At 37.3% G+C, this 25,293-nt stretch carries 24 protein-coding genes; 10 read left to right on the top strand and 14 right to left on the bottom strand.

Features of this window, described 5'->3' with window-relative positions:
- Positions 1 to 67: 67 nt before the first annotated feature.
- Genes CRV04_RS10195 through CRV04_RS10175 form a run of 5 tightly spaced genes read left to right on the top strand, consistent with a single transcriptional unit; the run spans position 68 to position 3,425 of the window.
- The gene (locus tag CRV04_RS10195) at positions 68 to 622 is read left to right on the top strand and encodes a hypothetical protein (protein ID WP_128996745.1); all 555 of its coding nucleotides are present in this window, start codon (positions 68 to 70) and stop codon (positions 620 to 622) included.
- 4 nt (positions 623 to 626) lie between these two features.
- Complete coding sequence (locus CRV04_RS10190; RefSeq protein WP_128996744.1) at positions 627 to 995, top strand: hypothetical protein; 369 nt, start codon at positions 627 to 629, stop codon at positions 993 to 995.
- Positions 988 to 2,022, top strand: a complete 1,035-nt coding sequence (locus CRV04_RS10185; RefSeq protein WP_128996743.1) for an Mrp/NBP35 family ATP-binding protein — start codon at positions 988 to 990, stop codon at positions 2,020 to 2,022. Before CRV04_RS10190 ends, CRV04_RS10185 begins: the two co-directional genes overlap by 8 nt.
- A gap of 46 nt (positions 2,023 to 2,068) precedes the next feature.
- Positions 2,069 to 2,836, top strand: coding sequence for a FlgO family outer membrane protein (locus CRV04_RS10180; protein ID WP_228126534.1), 768 nt, complete (start codon positions 2,069 to 2,071; stop codon positions 2,834 to 2,836).
- A 7-nt stretch (positions 2,837 to 2,843) separates the two neighbouring features.
- Entirely contained in the window at positions 2,844 to 3,425 is a 582-nt protein-coding gene (locus CRV04_RS10175; RefSeq protein WP_228126533.1) for a FlgO family outer membrane protein, read from the top strand.
- On the opposite strand, the gene recJ is transcribed toward CRV04_RS10175, so the two are convergent.
- From recJ to mnmG, 6 genes are all read right to left on the bottom strand, one after another.
- Positions 3,420 to 4,985, bottom strand: coding sequence for a single-stranded-DNA-specific exonuclease RecJ (gene recJ / locus CRV04_RS10170; RefSeq protein ID WP_128996742.1), 1,566 nt, complete (start codon positions 4,983 to 4,985; stop codon positions 3,420 to 3,422). The genes CRV04_RS10175 and recJ overlap by 6 nt on opposite strands.
- A 5-nt stretch (positions 4,986 to 4,990) precedes the next feature.
- The gene (locus CRV04_RS10165) at positions 4,991 to 6,601 is read right to left on the bottom strand and encodes a CTP synthase (protein WP_128996741.1); all 1,611 of its coding nucleotides are present in this window, start codon (positions 6,599 to 6,601) and stop codon (positions 4,991 to 4,993) included.
- A 129-nt stretch (positions 6,602 to 6,730) separates the two neighbouring features.
- The gene (gene ccoG, locus CRV04_RS10160) at positions 6,731 to 8,116 is read right to left on the bottom strand and encodes a cytochrome c oxidase accessory protein CcoG (RefSeq protein ID WP_128996740.1); all 1,386 of its coding nucleotides are present in this window, start codon (positions 8,114 to 8,116) and stop codon (positions 6,731 to 6,733) included.
- Between the two features lie 443 nt (positions 8,117 to 8,559).
- On the bottom strand, positions 8,560 to 8,880 hold the full coding sequence (locus tag CRV04_RS10155; protein WP_128996739.1) for a branched-chain amino acid transporter permease: 321 nt from the start codon (positions 8,878 to 8,880) through the stop codon (positions 8,560 to 8,562).
- Positions 8,867 to 9,562, bottom strand: coding sequence for an AzlC family ABC transporter permease (locus CRV04_RS10150; protein ID WP_128996738.1), 696 nt, complete (start codon positions 9,560 to 9,562; stop codon positions 8,867 to 8,869). The genes CRV04_RS10155 and CRV04_RS10150 overlap by 14 nt, the downstream gene beginning before the upstream one ends.
- Before the next feature lie 21 nt (positions 9,563 to 9,583).
- Positions 9,584 to 11,464, bottom strand: a complete 1,881-nt coding sequence (gene mnmG / locus CRV04_RS10145) for a tRNA uridine-5-carboxymethylaminomethyl(34) synthesis enzyme MnmG (RefSeq protein ID WP_128996737.1) — start codon at positions 11,462 to 11,464, stop codon at positions 9,584 to 9,586.
- 429 nt (positions 11,465 to 11,893) lie between these two features.
- On the opposite strand from mnmG, the gene ribE reads away from it, so the two are divergent.
- A complete protein-coding gene (ribE, locus tag CRV04_RS10140) occupies positions 11,894 to 12,502 on the top strand; it encodes a riboflavin synthase (protein ID WP_128996736.1) in 609 nt (202 codons plus the stop codon).
- On the opposite strand, the gene mreC is transcribed toward ribE, so the two are convergent.
- From mreC to CRV04_RS10105, 7 genes are read right to left on the bottom strand one after another with little or no spacing between them, the layout of a single operon-like run.
- Complete coding sequence (mreC, locus tag CRV04_RS10135; RefSeq protein WP_128996735.1) at positions 12,486 to 13,295, bottom strand: rod shape-determining protein MreC; 810 nt, start codon at positions 13,293 to 13,295, stop codon at positions 12,486 to 12,488. The genes ribE and mreC overlap by 17 nt on opposite strands.
- Positions 13,288 to 14,319, bottom strand: coding sequence for a rod shape-determining protein (locus tag CRV04_RS10130; RefSeq protein ID WP_128996734.1), 1,032 nt, complete (start codon positions 14,317 to 14,319; stop codon positions 13,288 to 13,290). The genes mreC and CRV04_RS10130 overlap by 8 nt, the downstream gene beginning before the upstream one ends.
- A 14-nt stretch (positions 14,320 to 14,333) precedes the next feature.
- On the bottom strand, positions 14,334 to 15,554 hold the full coding sequence (clpX, locus tag CRV04_RS10125; protein ID WP_128996733.1) for an ATP-dependent Clp protease ATP-binding subunit ClpX: 1,221 nt from the start codon (positions 15,552 to 15,554) through the stop codon (positions 14,334 to 14,336).
- 23 nt (positions 15,555 to 15,577) lie between these two features.
- Complete coding sequence (gene lpxA, locus CRV04_RS10120; RefSeq protein ID WP_128996732.1) at positions 15,578 to 16,360, bottom strand: acyl-ACP--UDP-N-acetylglucosamine O-acyltransferase; 783 nt, start codon at positions 16,358 to 16,360, stop codon at positions 15,578 to 15,580.
- 6 nt (positions 16,361 to 16,366) lie between these two features.
- Positions 16,367 to 16,810, bottom strand: coding sequence for a 3-hydroxyacyl-ACP dehydratase FabZ (gene fabZ / locus CRV04_RS10115; RefSeq protein WP_128996731.1), 444 nt, complete (start codon positions 16,808 to 16,810; stop codon positions 16,367 to 16,369).
- A 56-nt stretch (positions 16,811 to 16,866) separates the two neighbouring features.
- Positions 16,867 to 17,910, bottom strand: coding sequence for a lipid-A-disaccharide synthase (gene lpxB, locus CRV04_RS10110; RefSeq protein ID WP_128996730.1), 1,044 nt, complete (start codon positions 17,908 to 17,910; stop codon positions 16,867 to 16,869).
- Positions 17,907 to 18,992 carry an epoxyqueuosine reductase QueH gene (locus CRV04_RS10105; protein ID WP_128996729.1) on the bottom strand — a complete coding sequence of 362 codons (1,086 nt, stop codon included), beginning with the start codon at positions 18,990 to 18,992 and terminating at the stop codon, positions 17,907 to 17,909. The genes lpxB and CRV04_RS10105 overlap by 4 nt, the downstream gene beginning before the upstream one ends.
- Positions 18,993 to 19,142: 150 nt before the next feature.
- Here CRV04_RS10105 and CRV04_RS10100 point away from each other — a divergent pair, with 150 nt between their 5' ends.
- Positions 19,143 to 19,436: a hypothetical protein gene (locus tag CRV04_RS10100; RefSeq protein WP_228126532.1), complete on the top strand. Its 294-nt coding sequence runs from the start codon at positions 19,143 to 19,145 to the stop codon at positions 19,434 to 19,436.
- On the opposite strand, the gene CRV04_RS10095 is transcribed toward CRV04_RS10100, so the two are convergent.
- Positions 19,426 to 20,151 carry an IclR family transcriptional regulator gene (locus tag CRV04_RS10095; protein WP_128996728.1) on the bottom strand — a complete coding sequence of 242 codons (726 nt, stop codon included), beginning with the start codon at positions 20,149 to 20,151 and terminating at the stop codon, positions 19,426 to 19,428. The two genes, CRV04_RS10100 and CRV04_RS10095, sit on opposite strands and share 11 nt — an antisense overlap.
- 400 nt (positions 20,152 to 20,551) lie before the next feature.
- On the opposite strand from CRV04_RS10095, the gene CRV04_RS10090 reads away from it, so the two are divergent.
- From CRV04_RS10090 to CRV04_RS10080, 3 genes are read left to right on the top strand one after another with little or no spacing between them, the layout of a single operon-like run.
- Positions 20,552 to 21,685, top strand: a complete 1,134-nt coding sequence (locus tag CRV04_RS10090; RefSeq protein WP_128996727.1) for an HpcH/HpaI aldolase/citrate lyase family protein — start codon at positions 20,552 to 20,554, stop codon at positions 21,683 to 21,685.
- 15 nt (positions 21,686 to 21,700) lie between these two features.
- Entirely contained in the window at positions 21,701 to 24,220 is a 2,520-nt protein-coding gene (locus tag CRV04_RS10085) for an aldolase/citrate lyase family protein (RefSeq protein ID WP_164969145.1), read from the top strand.
- 9 nt (positions 24,221 to 24,229) lie between these two features.
- Positions 24,230 to 25,285, top strand: coding sequence for a MaoC family dehydratase (locus tag CRV04_RS10080; protein ID WP_128996726.1), 1,056 nt, complete (start codon positions 24,230 to 24,232; stop codon positions 25,283 to 25,285).
- Positions 25,286 to 25,293: the final 8 nt, after the last annotated feature.

Below are 25,293 nucleotides of genomic sequence, written 5' to 3'. Positions count from 1 at the left end.
AAAAATAAATTTATACAAGTTTAATTTTTTTCTGCTAACATTTTTGGAAATTTTATGAGGAATACAGATGCAAGAAGCAACGTGGCTTGAAGAGTTAGAGAATAAAGCTTTGGATATAAAAAGAGTGAAGGCAATTTTTGAAGAGGCAAAGGGCAATGCCAAAGTGGAATCGATGATTGCTATGAATCTCTCTTTACGAACTTCAGTGTATGATCCCATGAAAGAGAAAAGTGAAGAGATGAGTTATCTTCTTGAACAATTGGCACACTCTCAATCCATGGAGGCTCGTTGGGCAGTTGCAAAAAACCCTCACACCAGTGTGGAAGTATTGACGTTGTTATCAAAAGATAAAGTGAATTTGGTGCGAGCATTGGTTGCGTGCAATCCTCACACACCCACAGAGATTTTGGACAATTTTTTTAGTGATGAAAAGATTGTTAGAGATGGACTTTCTGGTAACCCTAATACTTCAGAAAAACTTTTAGATACACTCTCAGATGACAGTGATAAAATGGTAAGATTAAGAGTAGCAGAAAATCCTTCAACCTCTAAAGCAACTTTAGAGAAATTGACTCAAGACAGTGTGGTCGATGTTCAAAAAGCCGCACTCAAAAATAGGTGAGACAATGAAAAGAAAAAATCAAGAAGTAAACAAGTATCAATACCTTATTAATCAGCTTTTAACGCTCTTTTTTTCAGGGGTTTATATCACTTCCCAAGAGATGATAGATTTAGCAGCGAATTTGGGCATAGAATTGCCCAGTAAAAGCAGAGAACTCATATTAAAAAATCTCTTTTTAGAAGCAGAGCAAAGGGGTCAGTTAGAATCGCTTTTGGATGGTTTGATTATGTTGTTGCAAGAGAGAATTCAACAATACAATGCACTTAACAGAGACTATGCAGGCATTCAAGAGATTGCTTCTGTGTGGATACACAAAGCCAATACCATGATTCGACTGTTACATCAACAAAAAAGAGCCAACCCTTATGAATAGAACAGAGATTAAAGAGATACTCTCTACGGTCATTTATCCACGTTTAAACAAAAGTATCACGGAGCTTCAACTCATTGACTCTATTAAAGAGCATCAAGAGAGTTTAGAGATTGTTCTGTCTATTTTAGATGACGAAATGTTTGCTTTAGTGAGTGAACAAATTGAGAACACAGTTTTAACAAAAAAGTATGCACAATTGGATATTAAAAAGAAACAAAATGCACCTAAAAAAAGCATGAATTATGGCTCGACACAAAGCCCCAATAATCGAGCAGCGTATGCCAAAAAAATCATTGCAGTTACTTCAGGAAAAGGGGGCGTGGGTAAGAGTACCGTCAGTGCCAATATTGCAGTGGCTTTAGCTCAAGAGGGGTATAAAATAGGCATTTTAGATGCGGATGTGTATGGTCCTAATATCCCCAGATTTTTTGGCGTAGAAAAAGAGAAGATGCAGTGGAATGAACATAATAAAATCATTCCCAGTGAAAACTTTGGGGTGAAGATTATGTCCGTGGGGCTTACCACACCAAGAGCCGATACGCCATTGGTGTGGAGAAGTTCGGTTGCTATTTCTGCATTGATTCAATTTTTAGAAGATGTGGCATGGGGAGAGTTGGATTTTTTAGTGATTGATATGCCTCCAGGTACGGGTGATGTTCAATTGACTATGGCTCAGGAGTTACCAATTACTTCGGCTGTGATTGTAACCACTCCGCAACAAGTGGCACTGGATGATGTGAGTAGGGCAATTATGATGTTTAAAGATATCAACGTTCCTATTGGTGGTTTGGTTGAAAACATGAGTTATTTTATTGCTCCAGATACAAAAAAACAGTACGATATTTTTGGTTCAGGTGCAGGTGAAAAACTGGCCAATGAGTATGCGATTCCTTTTTTAGGAAAGATTCCATTAGAGATAGAAATACGCGAATATTGTGACAAAGGAAAGCTGGTGGTCGCTTTGGGTACAGATGCGCAAAAAGCTCATTATAAGGAGATTGCGAGCAATCTTTTCAAGAGTTTATAAGCAAACATTAAATAAAATCTAGTAATTTTGTATAAGGGGAAAATAGATGCTTAAATTACTTAAAAACTCGTGCTTGGCTTTAGTGGCGAGCGGGTTACTTCTATCTTTAAGTGCACAACAGTTACAAACAAAAGAGATGCCAGTGATGGATCAACCTAAAAAGGCACAAACTGAGCCTGCCGCTGTTCAAGAGATTGAACTTCATGAAGAGGTGATTCAACCAGCACCTGTTCAAGATCCAACACGTGATCCTATTGCTCAAACGGAGCAACACAAACTCGAAGCAGCAAAACAACGACTGGAAGTTGCAGCAAATGTTCAAAAAATTGTAACCACACAAGAGACATTAGAGTCAACCATTGCAAGTTTAGCAACACAAATGATGCAAAACAAAAAAATGCAAACACGAAAACCCGTATTGATTACAACATTCGTACGGTTAGACAACTTAAAGAAGACATCTGAGTTTGGACGAATTGTAAGTGAAAGCTTAATCAATGAGTTATCAAACAGAGGATTCAATGTGATTGAGTTCAGAGGTCAAATGGGTGTTTCTGTGAATGCTCAAGGTGAGTACTATATTACTCGAGATACAAACAAATTAAAAAGCAGTGTAGAAAACACATATGTGGTTGTGGGTACTTACTCAAGACAGTATAAAAACATCATGTTAAATGCAAGAGTATTAGATAACTCAACCGGACAAATCATTTCAACTTCACGATCAACATTTGCTCATGGGTTAAGAAATGATTGCGTCATCTTTAAAGATTGTAAGCCTCCAAGAAGCATCAAAATCGTAAAAGAAGATTAATTAAAATATGAAATTTAAGCATAATCCACTTTCAAGAATGAAGCTCTTCGTGGCTTCATTGCTTTTGCCTCTGCTGTTCAGTGGATGTTTTTATATGAACATTGATGGTTCCAATGACTTTGACAGAATGGTCAATGCCTTAGTGGAAGACTCCTATAAAAAGCTTAAGATGAATATTGAAAAAGATGAAGTGGTTTTGGTTTCAGATTTTGTGAACATTGACCGACTTCAAAACAAATCCAAGCTTGGATTTTTACTCTCTGAAACATTGAAAAATGTCTTATCAAATCAAAACATTATCATACGGGAAGTGGAACTGAGTCAAAACTTTGAAATAGGTGAGCATGGGTTTAATGTATTAAGCCGTGATCACAGTGAGATTGATTCAAATATCTATCAAGAGCGATTTGCAGTGGTGGGTACGTATTCAGTGACCAATAAACGGCTACGGATTTTTGTTAAATTGATTGATATTTATTCAGGGCATATTTTAGGTTCATCAAGTGCTTCAACTCCGATGAATTCAGAAATTGAACGACTTGAACATGTTCCAAAAGAGAACTATATCTACCGACCAATGGTCTTATAATATCTGTTGAACCAGAAACTGTGTTTGCACATTTCCTCTGAAATCATTTTTATTCAGTGATACAATAATATCAATAAACTCTTTGGAAATCAGGGTTGAGGTGTTAAATTTAATTGCTTCAAAAAGATGACCATCGGCACTCAGTTGCAGTTTTAAGTGGTTTTTATCTTTTCCAAAGAGTGTTGATTTGATGACTTGTGCTTGTGAGATTTTAAAGATTGGACGCAGGTTATCTAATCCATAGGGTTCATACTCTTCAATCATATTTAAAAACTCTAAGTCCACACTGGACAGATCCAACTCCCCTAAAGTATCAGGTTCAATATGAAGTGATACATGGCATTCTTGAAGTTGTTCGTTGATTCTTGCTTTAAAGTGTTGCAAGTTCTCTTTATGCAGGGAAAGACCTGCTGCATTTTTATGGCCACCAAAGCCGTGCAGTAAATCTTGTGCTTGTGTGATCACAGAGTGCAGGTTGATATCTCCATTAGCCCTTGCACTTCCTTTGGCCAAATCACCATTAATAGAGAAGATAAAAGCGGGTTTTTTAAACTTGCTTGAGAGTTGTGAAGCCACAATACCAATCACACCTTCGTGCCAATCTTCTCCCCAAACAACCACCGCATTATCTGAAACATCCACCTCATTAATCGCTTTTTGACAGATTTGTTCTTGCAAAGATTTACGATAGTTGTTAAGTTCATTTAAAACTTCCAGTGCTTCATTGGCTTCATACGAAGATTTGGACAATAAAAATGAGAGTGCCGTTGAGGCATCTTCCATACGTCCTGCACTGTTGAGTTTAGGGGCAATAAAAAAGCCTATATCATCCGAACTGAAAGACTCTTTTTGCATCACTTTATTCAGCTCTTTAAGCGCGGGTCTTTGAGAGGTTTTAATGTGTTTAAGTCCATGCTTGACCATGGTGTAGTTCAGTTGAGTCATGGGCATGATGTCTGCAATAATGGCAATGGCTAAGAGCTCTAAAAATTGTGTCATATTTACAGAAAGGTTTAACTCATTTTTAATGGCAGCACAAAAATACCACGCCACTTGTGCTCCACAAATCTCCTTAAAAGGGAACTGGCATCTCTCTTGTTTGGGATTGATAATGGCAATGGCTACTGGTAACTCTGCAGGTACCGTGTGGTGGTCTGTGATGATTAAATCAATCCCTTTTTTCTCAAGCAGTTGCGAAGCTTGTACCGCTGAAATTCCATTATCTACGGTGATAACCAAGCCTTCGTCAATGAGTTCAATGATTTTTGGTGAAAGCCCATAACCATGTTCAAAACGGTTGGGGATGATATACTCAACGGGGTATTGAATTTGCTGAAAAAAATCCACCATAATTGTTGTTGATATCACACCATCAACATCATAATCACCCACAATGGTGATTTTCTCACCATTACGAATGGCTTGAGCAACCCGTTGAGTGGCTTTATCTATATCTTTAAAACTGTTAGGTTGAGGAAGATGTGATAGTTTGGCATAAGGATTGCCCTTATGCCGTGAAGTTAAAATCTGAAAGAGTTTCTCTTTGGTTATTTTTTGCATCACAACTATTTTGCAGCTTGTTTAACAAACTCTAAAATAATTGGATTTGGTGTCTCTAAGTGAGAGGTAAACTCAGGGTGGAATTGTACCCCTACAAACCATTTGTGGTCTTTAAGTTCAACTGCTTCAATCAGACCATGAGACTCACCCGAGATAATCATACCCGCTTTTTCTAACGCCTCTTTATATTTAGGGTTGGCTTCATATCTGTGTCGGTGTCTCTCATAATAGGTCTCTTTATCTCCATACGCTTTTTGAAGTTTTGAACCTTTTTTAGGAGTAAATGGATACTCACCCAGTCTCATTGTACCACCCATTGGTGATTCGTGTGTTCGTACTTGTTTGTTTCCACTTTGGTCTAAGAACTCATCAATTAAGTATATCAGTGGGTTTTTGGCTTCGGGGTCAAACTCTACAGAGTTGGCATCTTCAATTCCCAATACATTTCGTGCGTACTCAATAACGGCCAGTTGCATACCTAAACAAATGCCTAAGTATGGGATGTTGTTGGTTCGTGCATATTCGATGGCTTTGAGTTTCCCTTCAACACCTCGGTGTCCAAAACCACCTGCAACTAAGACGGCATCGCATGTTTGAATCACTTCATATGCACCCGCATCTTCAATTCTTTCGCTGTCGCACCAGTGAATATTTATTTTGGCATTGATGTGTGCTCCTGCGTGAATCAGGGCTTCGGTGAGTGATTTATATGACTCTTTAAGATCCAAATATTTTCCAACAAAAGCAATAGTAACCTCTTCTTGAGGTAAAATAATGTGTTTAACTAAAGTCTCCCATTTTTCCATGTTGGGTTTTAAATTAATGTTAAAGTGCTCACAAATAGGCGTTAAAATCCCCTCTTTTAAGAAGTTCATTGGTACTTGATAAATGGATTGTGCATCCCCCGCTTCAATAACGGCATTGTTGTCAATATCACACGAAATGGCCAATTTCTTTTTTAACTCTTTTGGAAGAGGCTTTTCTGTACGACATACAATCATATGTGGTGTGATACCAATTCTTCTTAACTCTTGAACAGAGTGTTGTGTTGGTTTGGTTTTAAGTTCACCTGCCGCACTGATATAAGGTACTAACGTTACATGAATATTCATCGTATTGGTTTTTGGTAATTCGTGTCGAATCTCTCGAATGGCTTCCATAAATGGTAATCCTTCGATATCTCCAACCGTACCACCCAATTCAACGATTAAAAATTCGTACCCTTTTGCTGCTGCAAAAATTCGGTCTTTGATCTCATCTACAACGTGAGGAATAACTTGAATGGTTTTACCTAAATATCCACCTTCACGCTCTCTTTTAATAACGCTTTGATAGACTTGTCCTGTTGTAAAGTTATTTTGTGCACTTAAAGTTGTATCAATAAATCTCTCATAATTTCCTAAGTCTAAGTCTGTCTCTGCACCATCTGCAGTAACGAAAACTTCTCCGTGTTCTAATGGGCTCATTGTCCCTGGGTCAACATTTAAGTAAGGGTCAATTTTAAGCATACTTACTTTTTGACCTGATTGTTTTAAAATAGTTGCAATAGAGGCTGAAGTAATCCCTTTCCCTAATGAGCTTAATACCCCACCTGTTACAAATATAAATTTTGTCATTTATTGATACTCCGTTGTGAATGATGAATAATTATTTCGCGATTATAACGCAGAGTTGGTTAAGGAAGGGTTAATTAAAACCGAAGTGAAAAAAGTATAAAAAGAGAGACAAAGCTCTCTTTTTATCGTTTATTTATTGAGTTTGTCCGCTCTTGGATAGATGAATACCGCTTTTCTAAATACTTGAATTTTTTCTGGTTCATCAATAGCATAGGCTCTTACTGTTACAGTAATTGGCGTATCTTTTGTGCTGTCATTAACAAGCATGGTATCTGTTGAAAGAATAACCACTTTTTTTGCCAGCTTTTTAGGACTGAGTGTAAATGGTTTGAATCGTTCAATATAGATGTCATCATTGTCAATTATTTCAAGCGCATACTTGTGCTCTTTTGAATCGGTGTTTTGGAACAAGAACAAGAAGTTATTTGAAACTTTGTTGTCTTCTTTAATTTTATAAAGTTGTGTTGTTTTATTAACGTTTAACAACATGTGCTCTTTTTCTCCACCCATAATAAACAAGAGTCCTAAGATAATGACTAAGGCTGCAGTGTACATAATGGTTGATTTTCGTACCACTTTTGTTGGTGTGTCATTGACAATTTCATTGGTACTTGACCATTGAACCAGCGAAGGTCGTCCTAATTTTCCCATGACTTTTGTACAGGCATCCACACACTCTAAACAGTTGATACATTCAAGTTGTAACCCTTTTCGAATATCGATGTGTGTTGGGCAAACCGTAACACAGGCTTCACAAGTGGTACACTCATTACCTTCTTGCAGATCATCAGTTTTGAAAACGACTTTCTCTTTGTGTTCATTGTAAATATTACCACCTCTTTTAGTTGAGTAGATGGCTTGAACGGTGTCATTATCATAAAGTACCGATTGTACTCTTGAGTAAGGGCAAATATAGACACAGAAATCCTCTTTTAATCGAACCACATCATAGATTAAGAAGCCTGCAATAGAAACCACAATGATGATTAAGAACATGTGTTCTGTTGGGTCTTGTAAATATGCAAAGAAGTCTTCAGGTGGAACAAAATACCACATAAAATCTGCAGCAGCTATAAATGCTAATACTGACCATATCAAAATACCGATGATTTTTTTAGAAGCATTTTGTGGTTTTGAGTAATCCGGCTCTTTTTGCTTATTTTTAATTCGACGTAAACCTAAAAGTTTACTCTCAATTAAATCTCTGTAAATCACACGAAAGATGGTTTGAGGACAGGCCCAACCACACCATGCACGACCACCAATAGCAGTAACAGCAAAGATTCCTAAAAAAAGCAACATCAATAAAAATGGCATCAAATAAAGCTCTTGCATGTCAAATGCAACACCCATCAGATGCAGTTGCTTTTTATCAAATGAAAGCAAGAAGATATGATTTCCATCAATTCGGATGAAAGGAATCACCAATGACATTATTGATACCACAAGGTACATATAATATCGTTTGATTCTGTACGGTGACTGTTTAGTCTCTACGGGTTGTGAATTCTCCATAAAATTTCCTTATATAAGCCAAACTTATAGTTTGGCAGGCTCTGATTTTCAGAATTATAAATAAACTAAGCTTATAATTAACATAAATATATATAAGTTCAACTTATAATAAAACAGACTAAAATCGTTCTAAATACCTATAATATGGGTTTTGTTGCTTTTAAAAGATGAGAAAGTAGATTTGTTAATTTTTCGTTTGTGAAATTTCTTATAAAAATCATGCTCATTTTTGTATGTTTCAAAATAAAAAGCAATTTTCCCAATGTATATCCCAATAAACAGAACTTTGCATATCATTCAGACGTTTAAATCTGTATTCTATAGACTCTTTTAGAACAGGTTGATTTCAAAGTTTCAATATACTCCTCTTCATCTAAAATAGAACTGAAATAAAAGGTGAATAAAAGTTCATTTTTGAAATTTTTTTTAAGAATTAATGCAAATCAAAGAAATTGTACCAAGCCCATGTATGAAAGTGTTCCCACGCAAATGGATATAAGATAGTTGTTCAATTTGATATGTAAAAAGGCCGTAATGAGAATGGCGCTTAACTCTTTAAATCCATAGAGTTCATTTTCAAACTCAATATGAGAAAGAGTATAAAAAATAAGTATGGTCATAATAATAGGGGGAAAACTCTTTTCAATAAACACAATCCATTCAGGTGGTGTTTTTTTAACAAAAAAGATAAACGGTAAAACGCGTGTGAGTAAATTGGCAGCAGCCATCACAGCAATAGCAAGAAAGATTTCAGTGTGTGTCATGTTGTATTAATCTCTTTTTTAATAAAAACATACCCACAAGGGCGCATACAATGGATACGATTAACATGTTATCTAAAGGAAAAACAATAAATGCCAAGACAGATGCAACGGCACCAATGAGAAAAGGGGTGTAACTCCTTTTGATTTTGTATTGTTCAATCGCAAGTACAACAAAAAGGGCAGTTAAAGAGAACTCTAAACCATTGGTATTAAAAGTAATAAAGGAACCCAAAAGTGTTCCAAGAAGAGTTCCAGAAACCCAGTAGAACTGATTGAGGGCACTTAAATAGAAGTAGTAATAGTGCTTTTTAAGTTGAGCATCCTCTTTAAGTGTGGTTAAAAGTGCATAGGTCTCATCGGTCAGACCAAAAATCAAATAGGGTTTTAATTTGTTGGATTTTTTAAATTTTTTTAAAACCGATAAACCATAAAAAGCTTGACGAATGTTCACAAACAGCGAAGTGATAAAAATATCCAGTAAACCCAGTTTTGAACTGAAAAAGGTCACCGCTAAAAACTGTAATGCTCCGGCATAGATAAAAAGTGACATTAAAAGGGCGATGTACCACTCATATTCAAAACTTACAACCAGTAATCCAAACGCAAACCCCAGTACAAGGTAACCCATCATTACTGGAACAGAGACTTTTAATGCACTGAAGAATTCGCGTTTATGAAACATCAAAACTACTCGAAGTTAAAACTATTGTTGTGTTTTATTTTGTCGTAAATTAATGTACAGATGAATGACATCAATCGCTGCAGGCGTAATTCCTGAAATTTCACTTGCGTTAAAAAGGGTGGGTGGATTGAACTTTTTAAGTTTTTCAATGGCTTCATTTGAAAGTCCTGGAACACTTCCAAAGTCAAAGTTTTCAGGTATTTTCATTTTCAGCATTTTTTTCATTTTATCGATTTGTTTTCGTTGTTTCTCAACATATCGGTAATATTTTGCTTCAATGATGATTTGCTCTTTTAAATAGGCATCCAACTCTTTGTATTGAGGAACAAGCGCATCAAACTTTTCAGCAGTTACGGTGTTTCTCCCCACAACGTCAAGCAGAAGTACACGATCTTTGATTTTATCTTCACCCAAACTTGCAAGCAGTTCTAAGTTCTCTTTTTTAGAGGTGAACCACTCTGATTTTAAGTATTCAATTGCTTCATCAATCACTTTTGTTTTATGCTCTACTTGTTTGAAAGTTGCTTCATCAATTAAGCCCAACTCATGTCCATATGGAGTAAGTCGCATATCGGCACTCTCTTCTCTTAATAATAGACGATATTCTGCACGAGAAGTGAACATTCTGTAGGGTTCATTGGTTCCTTTTGTAACCAAGTCATCAATTAAAACCCCGATATAGGCTTCATCTCTTCGAAGAACAAAAGGCTCTTTTCCATCAATAGCTAAAGAGGCATTGATCCCTGCCATTAATCCTTGCGCTGCTGCTTCTTCGTAGCCTGTGGTTGCATTGATTTGCCCTGCATGGTACAAGTTGTTGATTTTTTTAGTCTCCATAGAGTGTTTGAGTTCGGTTGGATCCACATAATCATACTCAATGGCATATCCGTATCGGATGATTTTGGCATTTTCCAATCCTACAATGGAGTGAATCATTTCTTTTTGTACATCAATAGGAAGCGAAGTTGAAAGGCCGTTGATATAGTACTCGGTGCACATTGCTGTTTGTGGTTCTAAAAAGAGTTGATGTCTCTCTCTTTCACTGAATCGATTCACTTTGTCTTCAATACTGGGGCAGTATCGTGGACCACTCCCTTTGATTTGACCTGTAAAAAGAGGGGCTCGATCAAAGTTACTGGTAATGGTATCGTGCGTACTTAAGTTGGTGTACGTAATATAACATGGGTACTGTTTTGGACTGAAGTTTGCTTTGTCTGTTCTAAAAGAGAAAGGCGTAGGGATTTCATCTCCGCCATGCGCATCCATCACTGAAAAGTCAATGCTGTTTGCATCAATTCTTGCAGGCGTACCTGTTTTAAGGCGTCCTACATTTAACCCCAACTCTTTAAGCTGTGTTGATAACGTTGAAGAGGGAAGCTCCCACGCTCGACCTGCATCATAGGTGTTTTCACCAATATGAATTAAGCCTTTCATAAAGGTACCTGTGGTTAAAATCACTTTGTTAGAGTTGAACTCTTCACCCAGTTTGGTTTTAACCCCATACACACTTTGTGTGCTTTCATCGTATAAAAGGGCACTCACTTCATCTTGATAGACTTCAAGATTAGGGGTGTTATGGCACACTTTTCTCATATAGTGTCGATACTCATCCATGTCGATTTGTGCTCGACTTCCTTGAACGGCTGCCCCTTTTGAAGCATTTAATACTCGAAATTGAATTCCAGCATAATCCGTACAAAGGCCCATTTCACCACCAAGTGCATCGAGTTCTCGTACCAAGTGACCTTTGGCCAATCCTCCAATAGCAGGGTTACAACTCGCAGCTCCAATTTGCTCAACGAGCATCGTGATTAAAAGGGTTTTTTTACCCATACGTGCAGATGCCAGAGAGGCTTCTATTCCCGCATGTCCTCCGCCGACGACGATAATGTCATATTCCATTAATTTTCCTTTGGAAAAGCCTCTTATGAACCATTACTGCGTTTACAATTTTAAGCAACATAAGTCATTTACGTAGTAGTAAACTCCTTATATTACTTAAAATCAAGCCATGAACTGATTCACAATATGCTTTTCAGATTTTAATCTCGTGTAAAAAAGGGGATAATTCAATTATTTCTTCGTTTACAATTCTTTAAAATGAACTCATTTACTTGAAGTAAACTCCTTCATCAAAAAAAATCAAGTCTTGAAATATTTGTTTCTACCCTTTTTATTTTTTTGGTCTAGGAAATTTTTTAGATAAATGTTTTCTTCCACTTATCTAAAAAATTTGTCATTAACCTCTTAATAAATTTTCGGTATTATATCACATTGAAGTTAGCGTATACTTTATATTAAAAATTAATCATTTAATCACAAAGGATTTTTTTGTTTACAGGTCTGATTCGAGAGATGGCTGAGGTGCTCAGTTTTCAAAACAATTTTTTAACACTTAAAGCCAAACACCACCCTAAAATTGGAGACTCTATTGCAGTTAATGGGGCATGTTTAACCGTTGTTCGAGTCAGCAATGATACGTTTACGGTAGAGCTTTCACCTGAATCACAAAAAATTCTTGCCATGGAGAACTACAAAGGTCAAGTACACATTGAACCCGCCATGATGATGGGTGATCGTTTCGAAGGGCACATTGTGCAAGGTCATGTGGATTGCTTGGGTGTGATTAAATCCATAAACAACAATGGAAACTCAACGGATTACATCGTAGAGTTACCACAAGAATTTATAAAATATATCATTCCAAAAGGCTCTGTTACGATTGATGGCGTTTCTTTGACCATCAATGATGTGATGAAAAACAGTTTCAGACTCACCATCATACCTCATACCATTTCAAATACACTGTTTAAACGATATAAAGTGGGAACAAAGGTCAATTTAGAGACCGATATGTTTGCACGATATATTTATAATATGTTTAAGAACAAAGATGATTTGACGTGGGACAAAGTGGATGCCATTATGGCAAGGTACTGACGTTAGGCTTTTTGATTTTAGGGGTTTTGACTTTCAGAGGTTCCTCTTTGGTGTAGATATGGAAGTACTCTTTTTTAAGAACTTGCGCATAAGGTAGAACAGTTGCTTCTTGGATATCCGCCATTCTTTTTATGTGAACCACTTTTCCTACTTTTAATCCTTCAAAGAAAATATTATCCATCCCTGAAGTGACCACTTCATCGCCTACTTTAATATCGATCCAAATAGGGATGTATTTAACCGTGATGTATTTGCTCTCTTTATGTTCATGCGTAATACCAGGCGCTTTGTTTTCGCCAATAAACACCGAGTAGTTGCACTTCTCATTTCCATTTAAAAGTGCTTGTGCATAACCTGACTTGTTGATGACAATTCCCGCACTGTACTCGCCATCAATCAAAGCTTCAATCTTATTATCCTCTTTTTTCAAATCCAACCATACTTTGGTAAAGTCATTCATGTCCACATAAGAAAGCACTTTGGCAAGTTTGACATCTTCTTCAATGTTGTGCACAGAATCAATGGCAGCTTGAAGGTTTTGCAATTGAGTCTGGGTACTTTGAAACAGAGATTGGAATTTGACCAACTCTTCATTTTGAGCTTTGAGCTCTTTGATCGTTTGGGTTTGTTTAAAATAGGTTTGAGCAATCTCTTCAAAGGTGATTACTTTTTGAATATATTTTGCTTTGAGTTCATTCATAATAGGGTAGTTGTCAGACAGCAGTCTATCTTTTTTAAAGATATAGACCACTGTTACAATCAAAAGTATAAAAAGAAAAACGAGTTTATTCATTAGAGATCAGTTTCAGTAACTCTTCTTCATTTAAAACATTACTTGTACCATATGCTACTGCTAATAATGGTTCATCTGCTACGTTTACAGGAAGTTTAATAATGTCAGCAAGATAAGTATCAAGCCCTCGAATAAGTGCTCCACCTCCTGTTAAGATAACACCGTTATCTACAACGTCACCTGCTAAATCGGGTGGCATGTCCTCTAAGACATTTCTTACAGCAGTAGCTATTTCTTTAAGAGGTTCTTTAATCGCACTTCGTACCCCTTCACTTCCAAGTTCAATGGTTGAAAGAAGTCCTGAATTGTCTCGACCTTTTACTTTGAGTTTAAGTTCAGTCTCTAATTTAACCGCTGTACCAATCTCAATTTTAATATTTTCAGCTGTTCTTTCACCAATATAGAGGTTGTAGTTTTGTCGAACATAATCAATGATGGCTTTATCAAATCGGTCACCTGCAACTTTGATTGATTTACTTAAAACCAATCCACCTAAAGAGGTAACACCAATCTCAGTGGTACCACCACCGATATCAACAACCACATAACCATCTGGGTCTGATACTGGAATTCCTGCACCAATGGCAGCGGCCATTGGCTCTTCTACAAGGAATACTTCTCGTGCTCCTGCACTTAAAGCAGACTCTTTAACCGCTTTTCTTTCCACTTGAGTAATTCCATGAGGAATACAGATGATGATACGTGGTCGAATAAACGATTTTCGTGAGTGCGCTTTTTCAATAAAGTATCGAATCATTCGTTCTGTCATTTCGAAGTCCGCAATAACCCCATCTTTCATTGGACGTACCGCTTGGATATTGAGTGGTGTTTTACCAATCATCTGTTTGGCTTCTTGTCCTACTGCTAAAATCTTATCAACACCATATCGGTCATGCTGTACAGCAACAACTGATGGCTCGTTGATGATGATTCCTTTCCCTTTAACAGAAACGATTGTGTTGGCTGTTCCTAAGTCAATCGCCATATCATTTGAGAAAAGTCCTATTACTTTGTCTAAAAACATATTTTTCCTTTCTTTTATACTACTTTTGGTTCTTTGGATTTGAGTACCACATCTTTAGTGATGGTCACAGTTTTACCTTTAAAGGTGGGTAAGTCATACATAATATCTAACATAATGTCTTCTAAAATTGAACGAAGTCCTCGAGCACCTGTTTTTCGCTCTAAGGCTTGTTTGGCTATTTGTTTAAGTGACTCTTTATCAAATTTCAGAGTTACTTCGTCCATCTTAAAGAGTTTTTGGTACTGTTTTACTAAGGCATTTTTTGGTTCACTTAAGATGTGCACCATGTCATCTTCAGTGATTTCATTGAGTGTGGCAATCATATGTAACCGTCCAATGAGTTCAGGGATAAGACCATATTTAACCAAGTCGTCTGGTTCAACCAGTGTGATGGTGTTTTTATCGTCAGATTTTCCTTTTTTCACTTGGTTAAATCCTAAGACGTTGCCTCCTTGTCGTTTTTCAATGATGCTCTCTAATCCATCAAATGCTCCACCGCAGATGAAAAGAATATTGGTTGTATCCACTTGAATGGCGTCTTGTCCAGGATGTTTTCTTCCCCCTTTTGGTGGAACGTTTACGACACTTCCTTCGATGATTTTAAGCATCGCTTGTTGAACACCTTCACCTGAAACATCCCGTGTGATTGAACGGTTTTCACTCATTCGTGCCACTTTATCAATCTCATCGATAAAAATAATTCCTTGTTGTGCTTTTTGAACATCGCCATTGGCTGCTTGAAGCAGTCGTGTCACCACATTTTCAACATCATCCCCCACATAACCAGCTTCTGTTAAACTGGTTGCATCCGCAATGGCTAATGGCACATCTAAATGTTTAGCAATGGTTTGAGCTAGAAGTGTTTTACCGCTTCCTGTTGGTCCAATAAGCAATACGTTTGATTTGTTAATCTCCGTATCGTCTTCATCTTTTGTTTGTTTAAAAATTCGTTTGTAGTGGTTGTATACTGCCACACTTAAGACTTTTTTAGCACGGTTTTGACCAATGACATAATCATCTAAAAGTGCTTTGAGTTCACTTGGTTTTAAGAGTATTCTCTCTTCGTTTTGAGGTGCTGTCTCTTCTTCTATATCATCTTCAGCTGGTGTAACCCCTGTCATAATATTGTGTGCTGCTGTGACACAAGCTTGACAGATGCACGCTCTATCACCCGAGATGATAGGGTTCTCTTCGCTGTCTTTTGCACCACAAAAATCACATATTAAATTTTCCATATATTACCTATTCTTAGTTTGAATTATTTCCTTGTAAAAGGAATGCCTCGTTTTGTATTAAGTACAAAGTTGGCAAATGCCAAAACGTGTTCGTTATCACTGCTTTGTATAATCTCTTGCGCAACATCACCAATAGGATGCCCACTTTCAAAAATCGCTTTGTACGCTTTTCTAATTGCATCAATATCCGCACGGTCACTGAAACGTCGTCTTAAACCATTGAGATTTAAACCTCGTAAACTCGCACGGTTTCCTTCTGCTAAACAAAATGGCGGAATATCTTGTGTTAAGACTGAACCCCCACCAATCATAGCATGGCTTCCAATTTTGCAAAACTGATGCACAGGAGTGAGACCACCCACAACCACGTAGTCATCAATCTCAACATGACCTGCAAGTGTTGCAACATTTGCAAAGACACAGTTGTTTCCTACAATTACGTCGTGCGCAACGTGTGTGTATCCCATAAAAAGGTTATTATCACCAATTTTAGTGATGCTTCCTCCCCCTTTGGTTCCTGGGTTAAAAAGAGTGAACTCTCGGATTTTGTTGTTGTTTCCAATGATGAGTTCCACATCTTCTCCATCAAATTTCAGATCTTGTGGAATGGTTCCAATGGCTGCATGCGAGAAGATTTGATTGTGTTCACCAATGGTTGTTTTCCCTTCAATAACCGTATGTGCACCAACGCTTGTTCCATTGCCTATTTTTACGTTTGAACCAATGATGCTATAAGCACCAATGGTTACATCATCGCCAATAATCGCACCATCTTCAATGATGGCAGTTTTATGAATATTGCTCATAAAAGACTACTTGTCTACAACCATGGCTTTTAATTCAGCTTGAGCAACAAGTTTATCATCCACATACGCTTTACCGTCAAGTACAATAAGGGTTCCTTTTAATTTTAAAATATCAATTTTGTAAACAAGTTTATCACCTGGTTTTACAGGGCTTCTGAACTTTGCTTTGTCGATACTCATGAAGTAGATTACTTTGTTTTGTAACTCTTCAGTGGTTAAGTCATTGCTTTTTAGTGCTAACACACCACCTGCTTGTGCCATACCCTCTAAAATAAGCACACCTGGGTAGATTGGGTGACCAGGAAAATGTCCCATAAATGCGGGTTCGCTGATGGAAATATTTTTAAATCCAGTAATGCTTTGCCCTTTTTCCATATCGGTGATTCGATCAACGAGTAAGAAAGGGTATCTATGGGGTAGAATCTCTTGTATTTGTGTTACATCTAACATTAATTGTCCTATTTGTTTATAAGTTATAAATTTGGGATATTTTAGCTAAAAGAAAATTATTTTTCAATCAGTTCGGCCACTCTTTTTGAACTGCCATGTTTCAAGTAGCTTCGAAGCAGTTTTGCATTTTCTAAAAACTGCTCTTTATTAATGGCGTGATACTCTTGCATGAGGTTTTCTAATGTGACGGCTTCTTGTAAGAACTCTTTATGCAATGGTGGCAGACCCATTTTATCAAAAAAGATGTTTGCCAAGCCAATATAAGGCAGTTTTACAAACTTTCTTCCTATATAATAGTCCACTTTTTTTGCAATATAGTTCAAGCAAAATGGGGTTCCAATAAGTGCTGCTTCAAGCGTGGCTGTACCACTGCAAATAAATGCAAACTCTGCTTCAATGAGACTTTGGTGTGCACTGTTTGAAATGGTAAAATTTGAAATATCACCATAAGTTTTTTTAATATAGTGCGCATCAAAATGCGATGGAATAACCAAAATGGGCTCTTTGTTTTCAAGTTTGGCAATGATTTTTCGGTAAATGGGCATGAGATTTGTAATCTCAGTTTTTCGGCTTCCGGGCATAAAGACAATTTTATTGCTGTGTGAAAGCTTCTCTTTAAAGGTGGTGATTTCATCCAATAAAGGATGTCCTACATAGTGTATTTTCTCTTTTTTAGAGTACATCTCTTGTTCAAACGGTAAAATAGAACAAAGCGTATCGCAATAGGTTTCGAGTTTCTGTACACGTTTTTTCTTCCATGCCCACGCTTGTGGTAAGATGTAGTAGATAATCTCTTTTTGTGGGTATTGGGCTTTGATTTTTTTAGCCAAGGGCAAGTTAAAACCAGAAGCATCCATAAGTAAAATCTTGTCTGCGTTCTTTGCGAGTTCAGCCATTTGTTTGTTGAGCTTTAAAAAAAATGGCAGTTTTTTAATGGCATCCGTGAATCCCATCACTGCTAATGAGGTTAAGTCATACGTAGGGGTACCTAAGTTTTTATCAAAAATCCCAATAAGCTCAATATCTTTAGGCAGGTATTTAAGCAGCTCTTTTAAGTGAATATTGGCTGAACTTTCCATGGCACATACTAACAGTTTCATTCATTTTCCTTGATGATGACCTCTTTGACGTCATCGTATGTTTTGGCATTGATTTTGATGTCATATCGCTCAGTGTTGAGCTCTTCTAAAACAATTATGGCACTTAAATCATAAGGGTTTTGAGTGATGTGATGTCTGATTTCAAGCTCTTGTTTAAAAGATAAGGGATGAAAATAGAGTTCCTTAATCGTTGCATAAGAGGTTTGGGCAAGGGCATTAAAGGTGTTTAAATCCAAGAGTTTGACTTCATCACGGTTGAGATAGCTAATGCCTTCATGGGTATATTCAATTCGACCACCAGTGTTGTTGCGATTAATCGTTGAGTAACACAGAATATAGGAAGGGATGGTTTGTTTTTTTTGTTGTACCCATCCATGAAGCAGTCGATAGTTTAAAAACCGTTGTTTGATGATTTTATAAGGGGTGTTATTTTTGGCATAGGTATTTCGTTTGCTGTAGAGTTCGAGTCGCTCTTCAATGCTCTCTGGTGTGATTTGAGCATTGACACTTACAAACATCTCATCCATGAGTTTGTCTTGTTGCTCTCTTTGTGCACTCAATCCAAAGATACATCCGCAATAGTTTTGTCGATACAAGCTATGCTTTTTAACGACTTCTCCTTGCAGTTGGGTTCCTTGACCACTTCTGTAATCTTTAAAAATAAACTCCATGTTGTGTTTTTCTGCCAATTCATGGCCGATTTTATCAAGCTTATCTTGCGATTTTTTAGGAGAGATTAAAAGGGTAGTTGTAAATTTATTATGTCCCAGTTCTTTGGCTTTTTCTACACTGTTGCTGAGTCTATCATCAAAACAGACCGTACAACGATCCCCCTTTTCAGGTTCGTTCTCTAAGCCTTTCACACTTTTAAGCCACGCTTCTAAATTGTAAGGTCCTTCAAGCAGTTCAATACCTAATCTGTCACATGAGTATTGTACGTCTAAAAAACGAAGTGCATACTCACTGTAAGGATGAATGTTGGGGTCATAGAAGTACCCGACCAGTTTTTCATCAGGGTATTCTTCTTGGATTTTTTCTAAAAAGTAGTGGCTGTCAACGGAACAACAAATGTGGACAAGCAAAGAGACTCCTAAATCTAATTTGGTATTATTATAGTAAAATATTCCAAAACAAAAGGAATCCATATAAAGAAGCTGTTTTTTTTAACCCTGATTTTATTTTTAAGTGGTTGTGCCATAAAACAACCGCTTCATACCAACAGTGCCACGATTTTGATTAAAACGCCTGCCATGAAGTTTTATGATAAAGGGTTTATCAACCACTATGCCAACTACACACAAGTGCAAGTTTTTTCTGCTGGGAATGTGGTGTTAAATCTTAAAATCTATGACGATCGAGTCTGTCGAGATACCTTTGAGTGTCAAACGCTCAAACAGTTTAACAAAGAGTATTTAAGCGCGTCGTATGAGGATGATTTTATCCAAAAACTTTTCTCACAAGATAATAAAGATATCTATTTTAAAGACAGTGAAAACGGCGTGCTGATTAAAGTCATTAAAGAGTAGGGTTCACCAGTTGAAAAATCTTTTGACCATACTCGTGTAGGGTCTCTAAAGGAAGTCGTACTGACAGACCTGAAATCCCAACTGTTCCTACAAAATCGCCTCGTTTGTCAAAGTAAGGTACGGCCAATGAACACAGACCAAACTCATGCTCTTCATGCCCAATGGCATACCCTCGTTGACGCACCAATTCAATCTCTTCAGTGAATTTTTGCTCATTGGTAATGGTGTGAGGAGTGTATTTTTTTAAAGCAATGGTAGCAATATCAACTTCACCAAATGCAACCAAGATTTTACCAAACCCATTGGTGTGTAAAGGGGCATGCAATCCCACAGAGTCTCTGGTTTTTAAAACACGTTTTGATTTGTCCACTTGGTTCAGATACAACACCGAGTGATTGTCTAAAACACCAATGTATGCACACTCTTGTGTGAGATAGAAAATTTCATCGAGTAAACCTTGTGTGCGTGCGATGATTCTATCACGGTCTTTTTTATAAACAATATTACGCATCAAGTCACTTAAAACAATCTCTTTAGAGTTCTCCACATACTCAATAAACTCTTCGTGTACGAGTGTGGTAATCAGTCTTGACATTGTGCTTTTATCAATATCCAAACGTTGACACAAGGTGTTGGCTGTCAGAGGTTTAGATGAGCGCATGATCTCTTTGAGTATGGATAAGCCTTTGGTCAATGACTTGTTTTGATTTTGCAAAGGTGGCCTTTAAAATTTTTTTTAATAGTAGCATCTTTATATTAAACAATATTTATAAAAATTTTACAGAAATTTTTCAAAAGTTTCTACCAATATAGTAAAAAAGTGTAATTTTTATCAAAAAAATGAAGAAATTTTTTTCAGATACTAAGAATATCAAAAACAATATTCTCACTATGTGAAACTCTTAAATCCTCACCTCTTTAATAGCCCTAAGTTCCGAGTCTCTAGGCTTTATAAAATTTATCTTAAATTAAAAAATTGCTTTTAAAACTTCTGATTCAACTTATACTTTGTATGGATTAATTCGACTACACATTCACATAGAGTGCATGAATAAACATAAATTTTTTCATGATAAATGAATGAAAAATTTAAATAAAACAGAAAGGTAAAAAGTATGACTTCATCATTCGCAGATTTGTCGAAATTGACTGAAAAAGATGATTTAACACCAGTACTTGGTGGATACTGGCCTGGAATCCAAATATATTATCCTCCCATCAAGTTTAATCCACTTGATGGTACATATGAGAGTTTAGAACAAGCAAAGTTTCGATTACAAAAACACGCTTATAAAACAAAAGCACATACACTATTATTTGACTTAGAAGATGGATGTCGAATGAAAGAGATGTCAAGAAAACTCTTGATTGAGGAGTTACCAAAATTTCCAGAACGTGATTTTCAAATCGCTATTCGTATTAACCCTTTTAGAACGGACGAGTACGAAGAGGATTTAAAAATGTTAAAAAAGATTCACAAATATATCGATGTGATTGTTTTAGCAAAAGCGGGAGAAGTCTATGGTGATGCAGAGATTCGAGACCTTTCATCATGGTTGGTTTCTATTGGAAGTAATTTGACGATTCAGCCTATTATTGAGCACCCAAAATCGTTACAAATTGCCGATAAATTAATGAGTCACTCAACCGTACAACATGTTGTATTTGGTATTCATGACTTCTCAAAAGCGATGGCGTATAAAATCACACCTCAAGGGTGGATTGATGAATTGGAGACATTCTTTAATATGTTGACCATGGAAGCCAGAGTTAAAGGACGAGGCGTCATTGGAGGAGTTGAAGTATTGTTAACGCCCAATTCATTGCCCGATTCGTGTCAAGAGAAAAAAGATATTCGACGTTGGTTGGATCTGCATGGCGATGATGCTTCACGACATGTATACTCTCACGCAAAACGAGAGACAGCCATGGGGCTTACAGGGAAGCAAGTAATTACGCCAAACCACATTAATATTTGTAAAGTGGCGTTTACTCCTTCACCCAAAGAGATTGCACGAGATATCGATATCTTAAAAGCAGCGATGGACGCGGATGCTCTTTTAAGTGGAGCGATTCGATATAAAGAGGAGATGTTGGACCCACCAATGTTTGGTAAGTCTTTACAAAACATCTTAAGAGCGTATGCATTGAGAAGTTTAAGTGCTGATGATCAGAAGTTTGCATTAACAGTATTGAATAAAATGCCACTGCATACATTTAAAGAGAACTGGCCTTACGGTCTTATTTAAAAAGGAAGGGATACTATGAAATTGAACGAATACCCACAATTTGAGATAAACGTACCTGAATTTTTAAATATCGGGGTGGCGTGTACGTCAGCACATTTGAACACGCCAAAAGAGAGTGCAACGGCGATGATTATTGAAGACAGTGATTTAGGTACAGCTGAAATCACCTATAAAGAGCTCTCTGACAAATCAGACCGTTTCTCAAACTTTTTAGGAACGATTGGGTTGGATGTACGTGACCGAGTTTTGATTTGTCTGAAAAACTCATTGGCATACCCAACGGCATTTTTTGGAGCGATTAAATCAGGAATTGTAGCCGTACCTACTTCAACACTGTTAAGTGGTTCAGAAGTGAAGTACTTAGCTACGGATTCTCAAGCAAAAGCGATTGTACTGTCGGCTTCAATGTATGACAACTTGTTGCCCTATTTGCAAAATGTGGATGATTTAAAGCACATCATCATTGCAGGTATTGATAGCGTGGATGGGATGGCTCAACCAAAAGGGATGCATATTTATGCTCTTGATGAGGTGTTAAATAAAGCCAGTGCAAAACCAAACCACTACAACTCAAAATCAGGTGAGCCAGCGTATTTGGTTTATACGTCTGGTACAACTGGGTTTCCTAAAGGAGTGTTGCACTCTCACAGGTCATTGGTAGGACGAGAGCCAGCAAGTGAGTTTTGGTTTGATTTTAAAGAGAACGATAGAATCATGCACTCAGGAAAATTCAACTGGACGTATGTTTTAGGTTCAGCGTTGATGGACCCCTTGTATAAAGGGCATACGGTCATTGCGTATGAAGGGCAAAACGATGCAAAAACATGGGTGGAGTTGATTAAAAAACACCAATGTACGATTTTTATAGGCGTACCAACGATTTATCGGCAAATCCTTCAAAAGACCGATTTTACAATCGAAGATTGTCCAAGTTTGAGACACTGCATGAGTGCAGGGGAGCACTTATCATCTGAGATGGTAGGGCTTTGGCAAGAGCGATTCAAACAAGATATTTTTGAAGCGATTGGAATGAGTGAGTTCTCTTATTATATTTCACACTCAAAATACAGACCTATTCGACCGGGTTCAGCAGGTTTTGTTCAACCAGGACACACCGTGAAGTTATTGAACCCTGAAACACTTGAAGAGGTGGGTGTGGAAGAGGAAGGAATGATTTGTATCAGTGTGGATGACCCAGGGTTGTTCTTGGAGTATTGGAACTTAGAAGAGGATACCGCAAAAGTGAAACGAAACGGCTACTTCTTTACAGGAGATTACGCCAAACGAGATGAAGATGGATATATTTGGTTCTTAGGACGAAAAGATGACATCATCAATACTTTTGGATATAGAGTATCTCCACATGAGATTGAAAGAGTGATTAAAACCCACCCAAAAGTGGCAGATTGTGTAGCACTTGGGTTGGATGTGGATGCAAACAAAACGATTGTTGCTATTGCAGTATTGGCTGATGGTGAAATAAGCTTAGCAGATGAAGAGGACATCTTAAAGTATGGACAAGAGCATCTTGCAAAATACAAAGCACCAAAGCAGATTCATGTACTGCAAGAGTATCCAAAAACAAAAAATGGAAAAGTGCTTCGAAAAGAGTTGATTAAAACGCTAAATGCAAGCAACACGCATGAGCTTTTACCCACAGAGAATTACCGAGCACGACGTTCAATGCTGTTTGTTCCAGCATACAATGAAAGAAACGTGCAAAAATCACGAGGTGTGTTAGCTGATGCGGTGATTTTTGACCTCGAAGCTATTTTAGAAGAGCAAAAAATTGGTGCTCGAGCATTGCTTAAAAAAGTGTTCGATGAGAACAGCTCATTTGGAAGCAGTGAGAGAGTCATACGTGTGAATAAACTTGATAATGTTGAAGCACTCAATGAAGACATTGCGTTAATCAAAGAGTTGGATATCGATGCGGTACTGTTTTCAAATATAGAGAGTGCACAAGATGTGCAAAAAGCAGAAGCCATTATCAATGAGATTAATCCAGAGTTGGAGTTTATGATAATGATTGAGTCCCCTTTAGGGGTGTTAAATGCACAATCAATTTGTGCTGAGAGTGAAAAGTTACGTTGTGTGGTGATTGGTTCAAATGCGTTAGCGCAGAAGATGCAAATCAACATCAAAAACAACCCAAAAGCAATTTTCCACTATATGACGCAAATCAGTCTGGCGGCACGAGCGTATAATAAAGTTGTGATTGATGGACCTCATTTTGATATTGCCGATGAGTTCAGTTGTGAAGCCAGCTCTAAAGATGCGTTCAGTTTAGGATGTGATGGAAAAGCAGCGATGCACCCAACACAGTTGGAGTATATCAATGATATCTTCACGCCTAAAAAAGCGGAAGTGCAAGAGGCACGAGATATGATTGAAGCGTATGAAAGTGGTCTTAAAGAGGGTAAAGAGATTATTCAGTTTGGATGTGATTTGGTCGATGAACGACGTATTCAATGGGCACAACGAGTTATTACACTCTATGATAAATACAGAGAAATCGGGCAAACGGCGTTTTAAGGAGTGAGTATGAGCAGTAAAATTAATACAGGCAACTATTTTGAAGATTTTAAAATCGGTCAAAAAATCATTCACCCACTTCCACGTACCATTACAGATGGGGATGTCTCTTTGTACATCGCTTTTACAGGGAGCCGGTTTGCGCTTCATTCAAGCGATGTTTTGGCACAAGAGTTTGGGTATGAAAAAAAGCCTTTAGATGACTTGTTGATGTTTCACTTGACATTTGGAAAATCGGTACAAGATATTTCGTTAAATGCCATTGCCAATTTAGGGTATGCCGAAGTATCTTTTCCTAACCCAGTATTTGTTGGAGATACGGTTCGACTAGAAACTCAAATCATTGGCTTAAAAGAGAACTCAAATGGTAAAAGTGGGGTGGTGTATGTGCACTCAATTGGGTACAACCAAAATGGTTTGGAAGTTCTGAACCTAAAGCGTTGGGTGATGGTACACAAACGAAACAAAGGGGAAATGAGTGGTATCAATGAGGTTCCAACATTTGCACCCACCACACCGATTGCCAAAGAGGTGAATATTCCTGTAGCAAAAAATATTGATACCAATGCCACAGGAGGAAGTTTCTTTTTTGAAGATTATGAAGTGGGTGAACGGCTCAATCATATTGAGGGAATCACGGTGGATGATTCTGATCACACATTGGCCACGAAATTGTACCAAAACAATGCAAAGGTACACTTCAATGACCATATGATGAAAAGTACTCCTATGGGTGAGCGTTTGATGTATGGAGGTCATGTTATCTCTATGGCACGAACGATCTCATTTAACGGGTTACAAAATGCGCAATGGATTTATGCAATCAATGCAGGAAGTCATTGTAATCCAACGTATGCAGGCGATACAATTTATGCCTACAGTGAAGTGTTAGAAAAAATTGAACTTGAAGGTCGCAGTGACATTGGGTTATTACGACTAAGAACAGTGGCATTGAAAAATGAAACGCCACAAGCAATTGAATCAGCAAAAGGTGAAGATGGTAAGTATCTTCCAAATGTTGTATTGGATTTAGACTACACGGTAGTCATACCAACAAAAAAATAAAAAATGAT

It is taken from the genome of Candidatus Marinarcus aquaticus, assembly GCF_004116335.1.
Lineage (GTDB): Bacteria > Campylobacterota > Campylobacteria > Campylobacterales > Arcobacteraceae > Marinarcus > Marinarcus aquaticus.
This window is presented reverse-complemented; position numbering and strand designations above follow the sequence as displayed.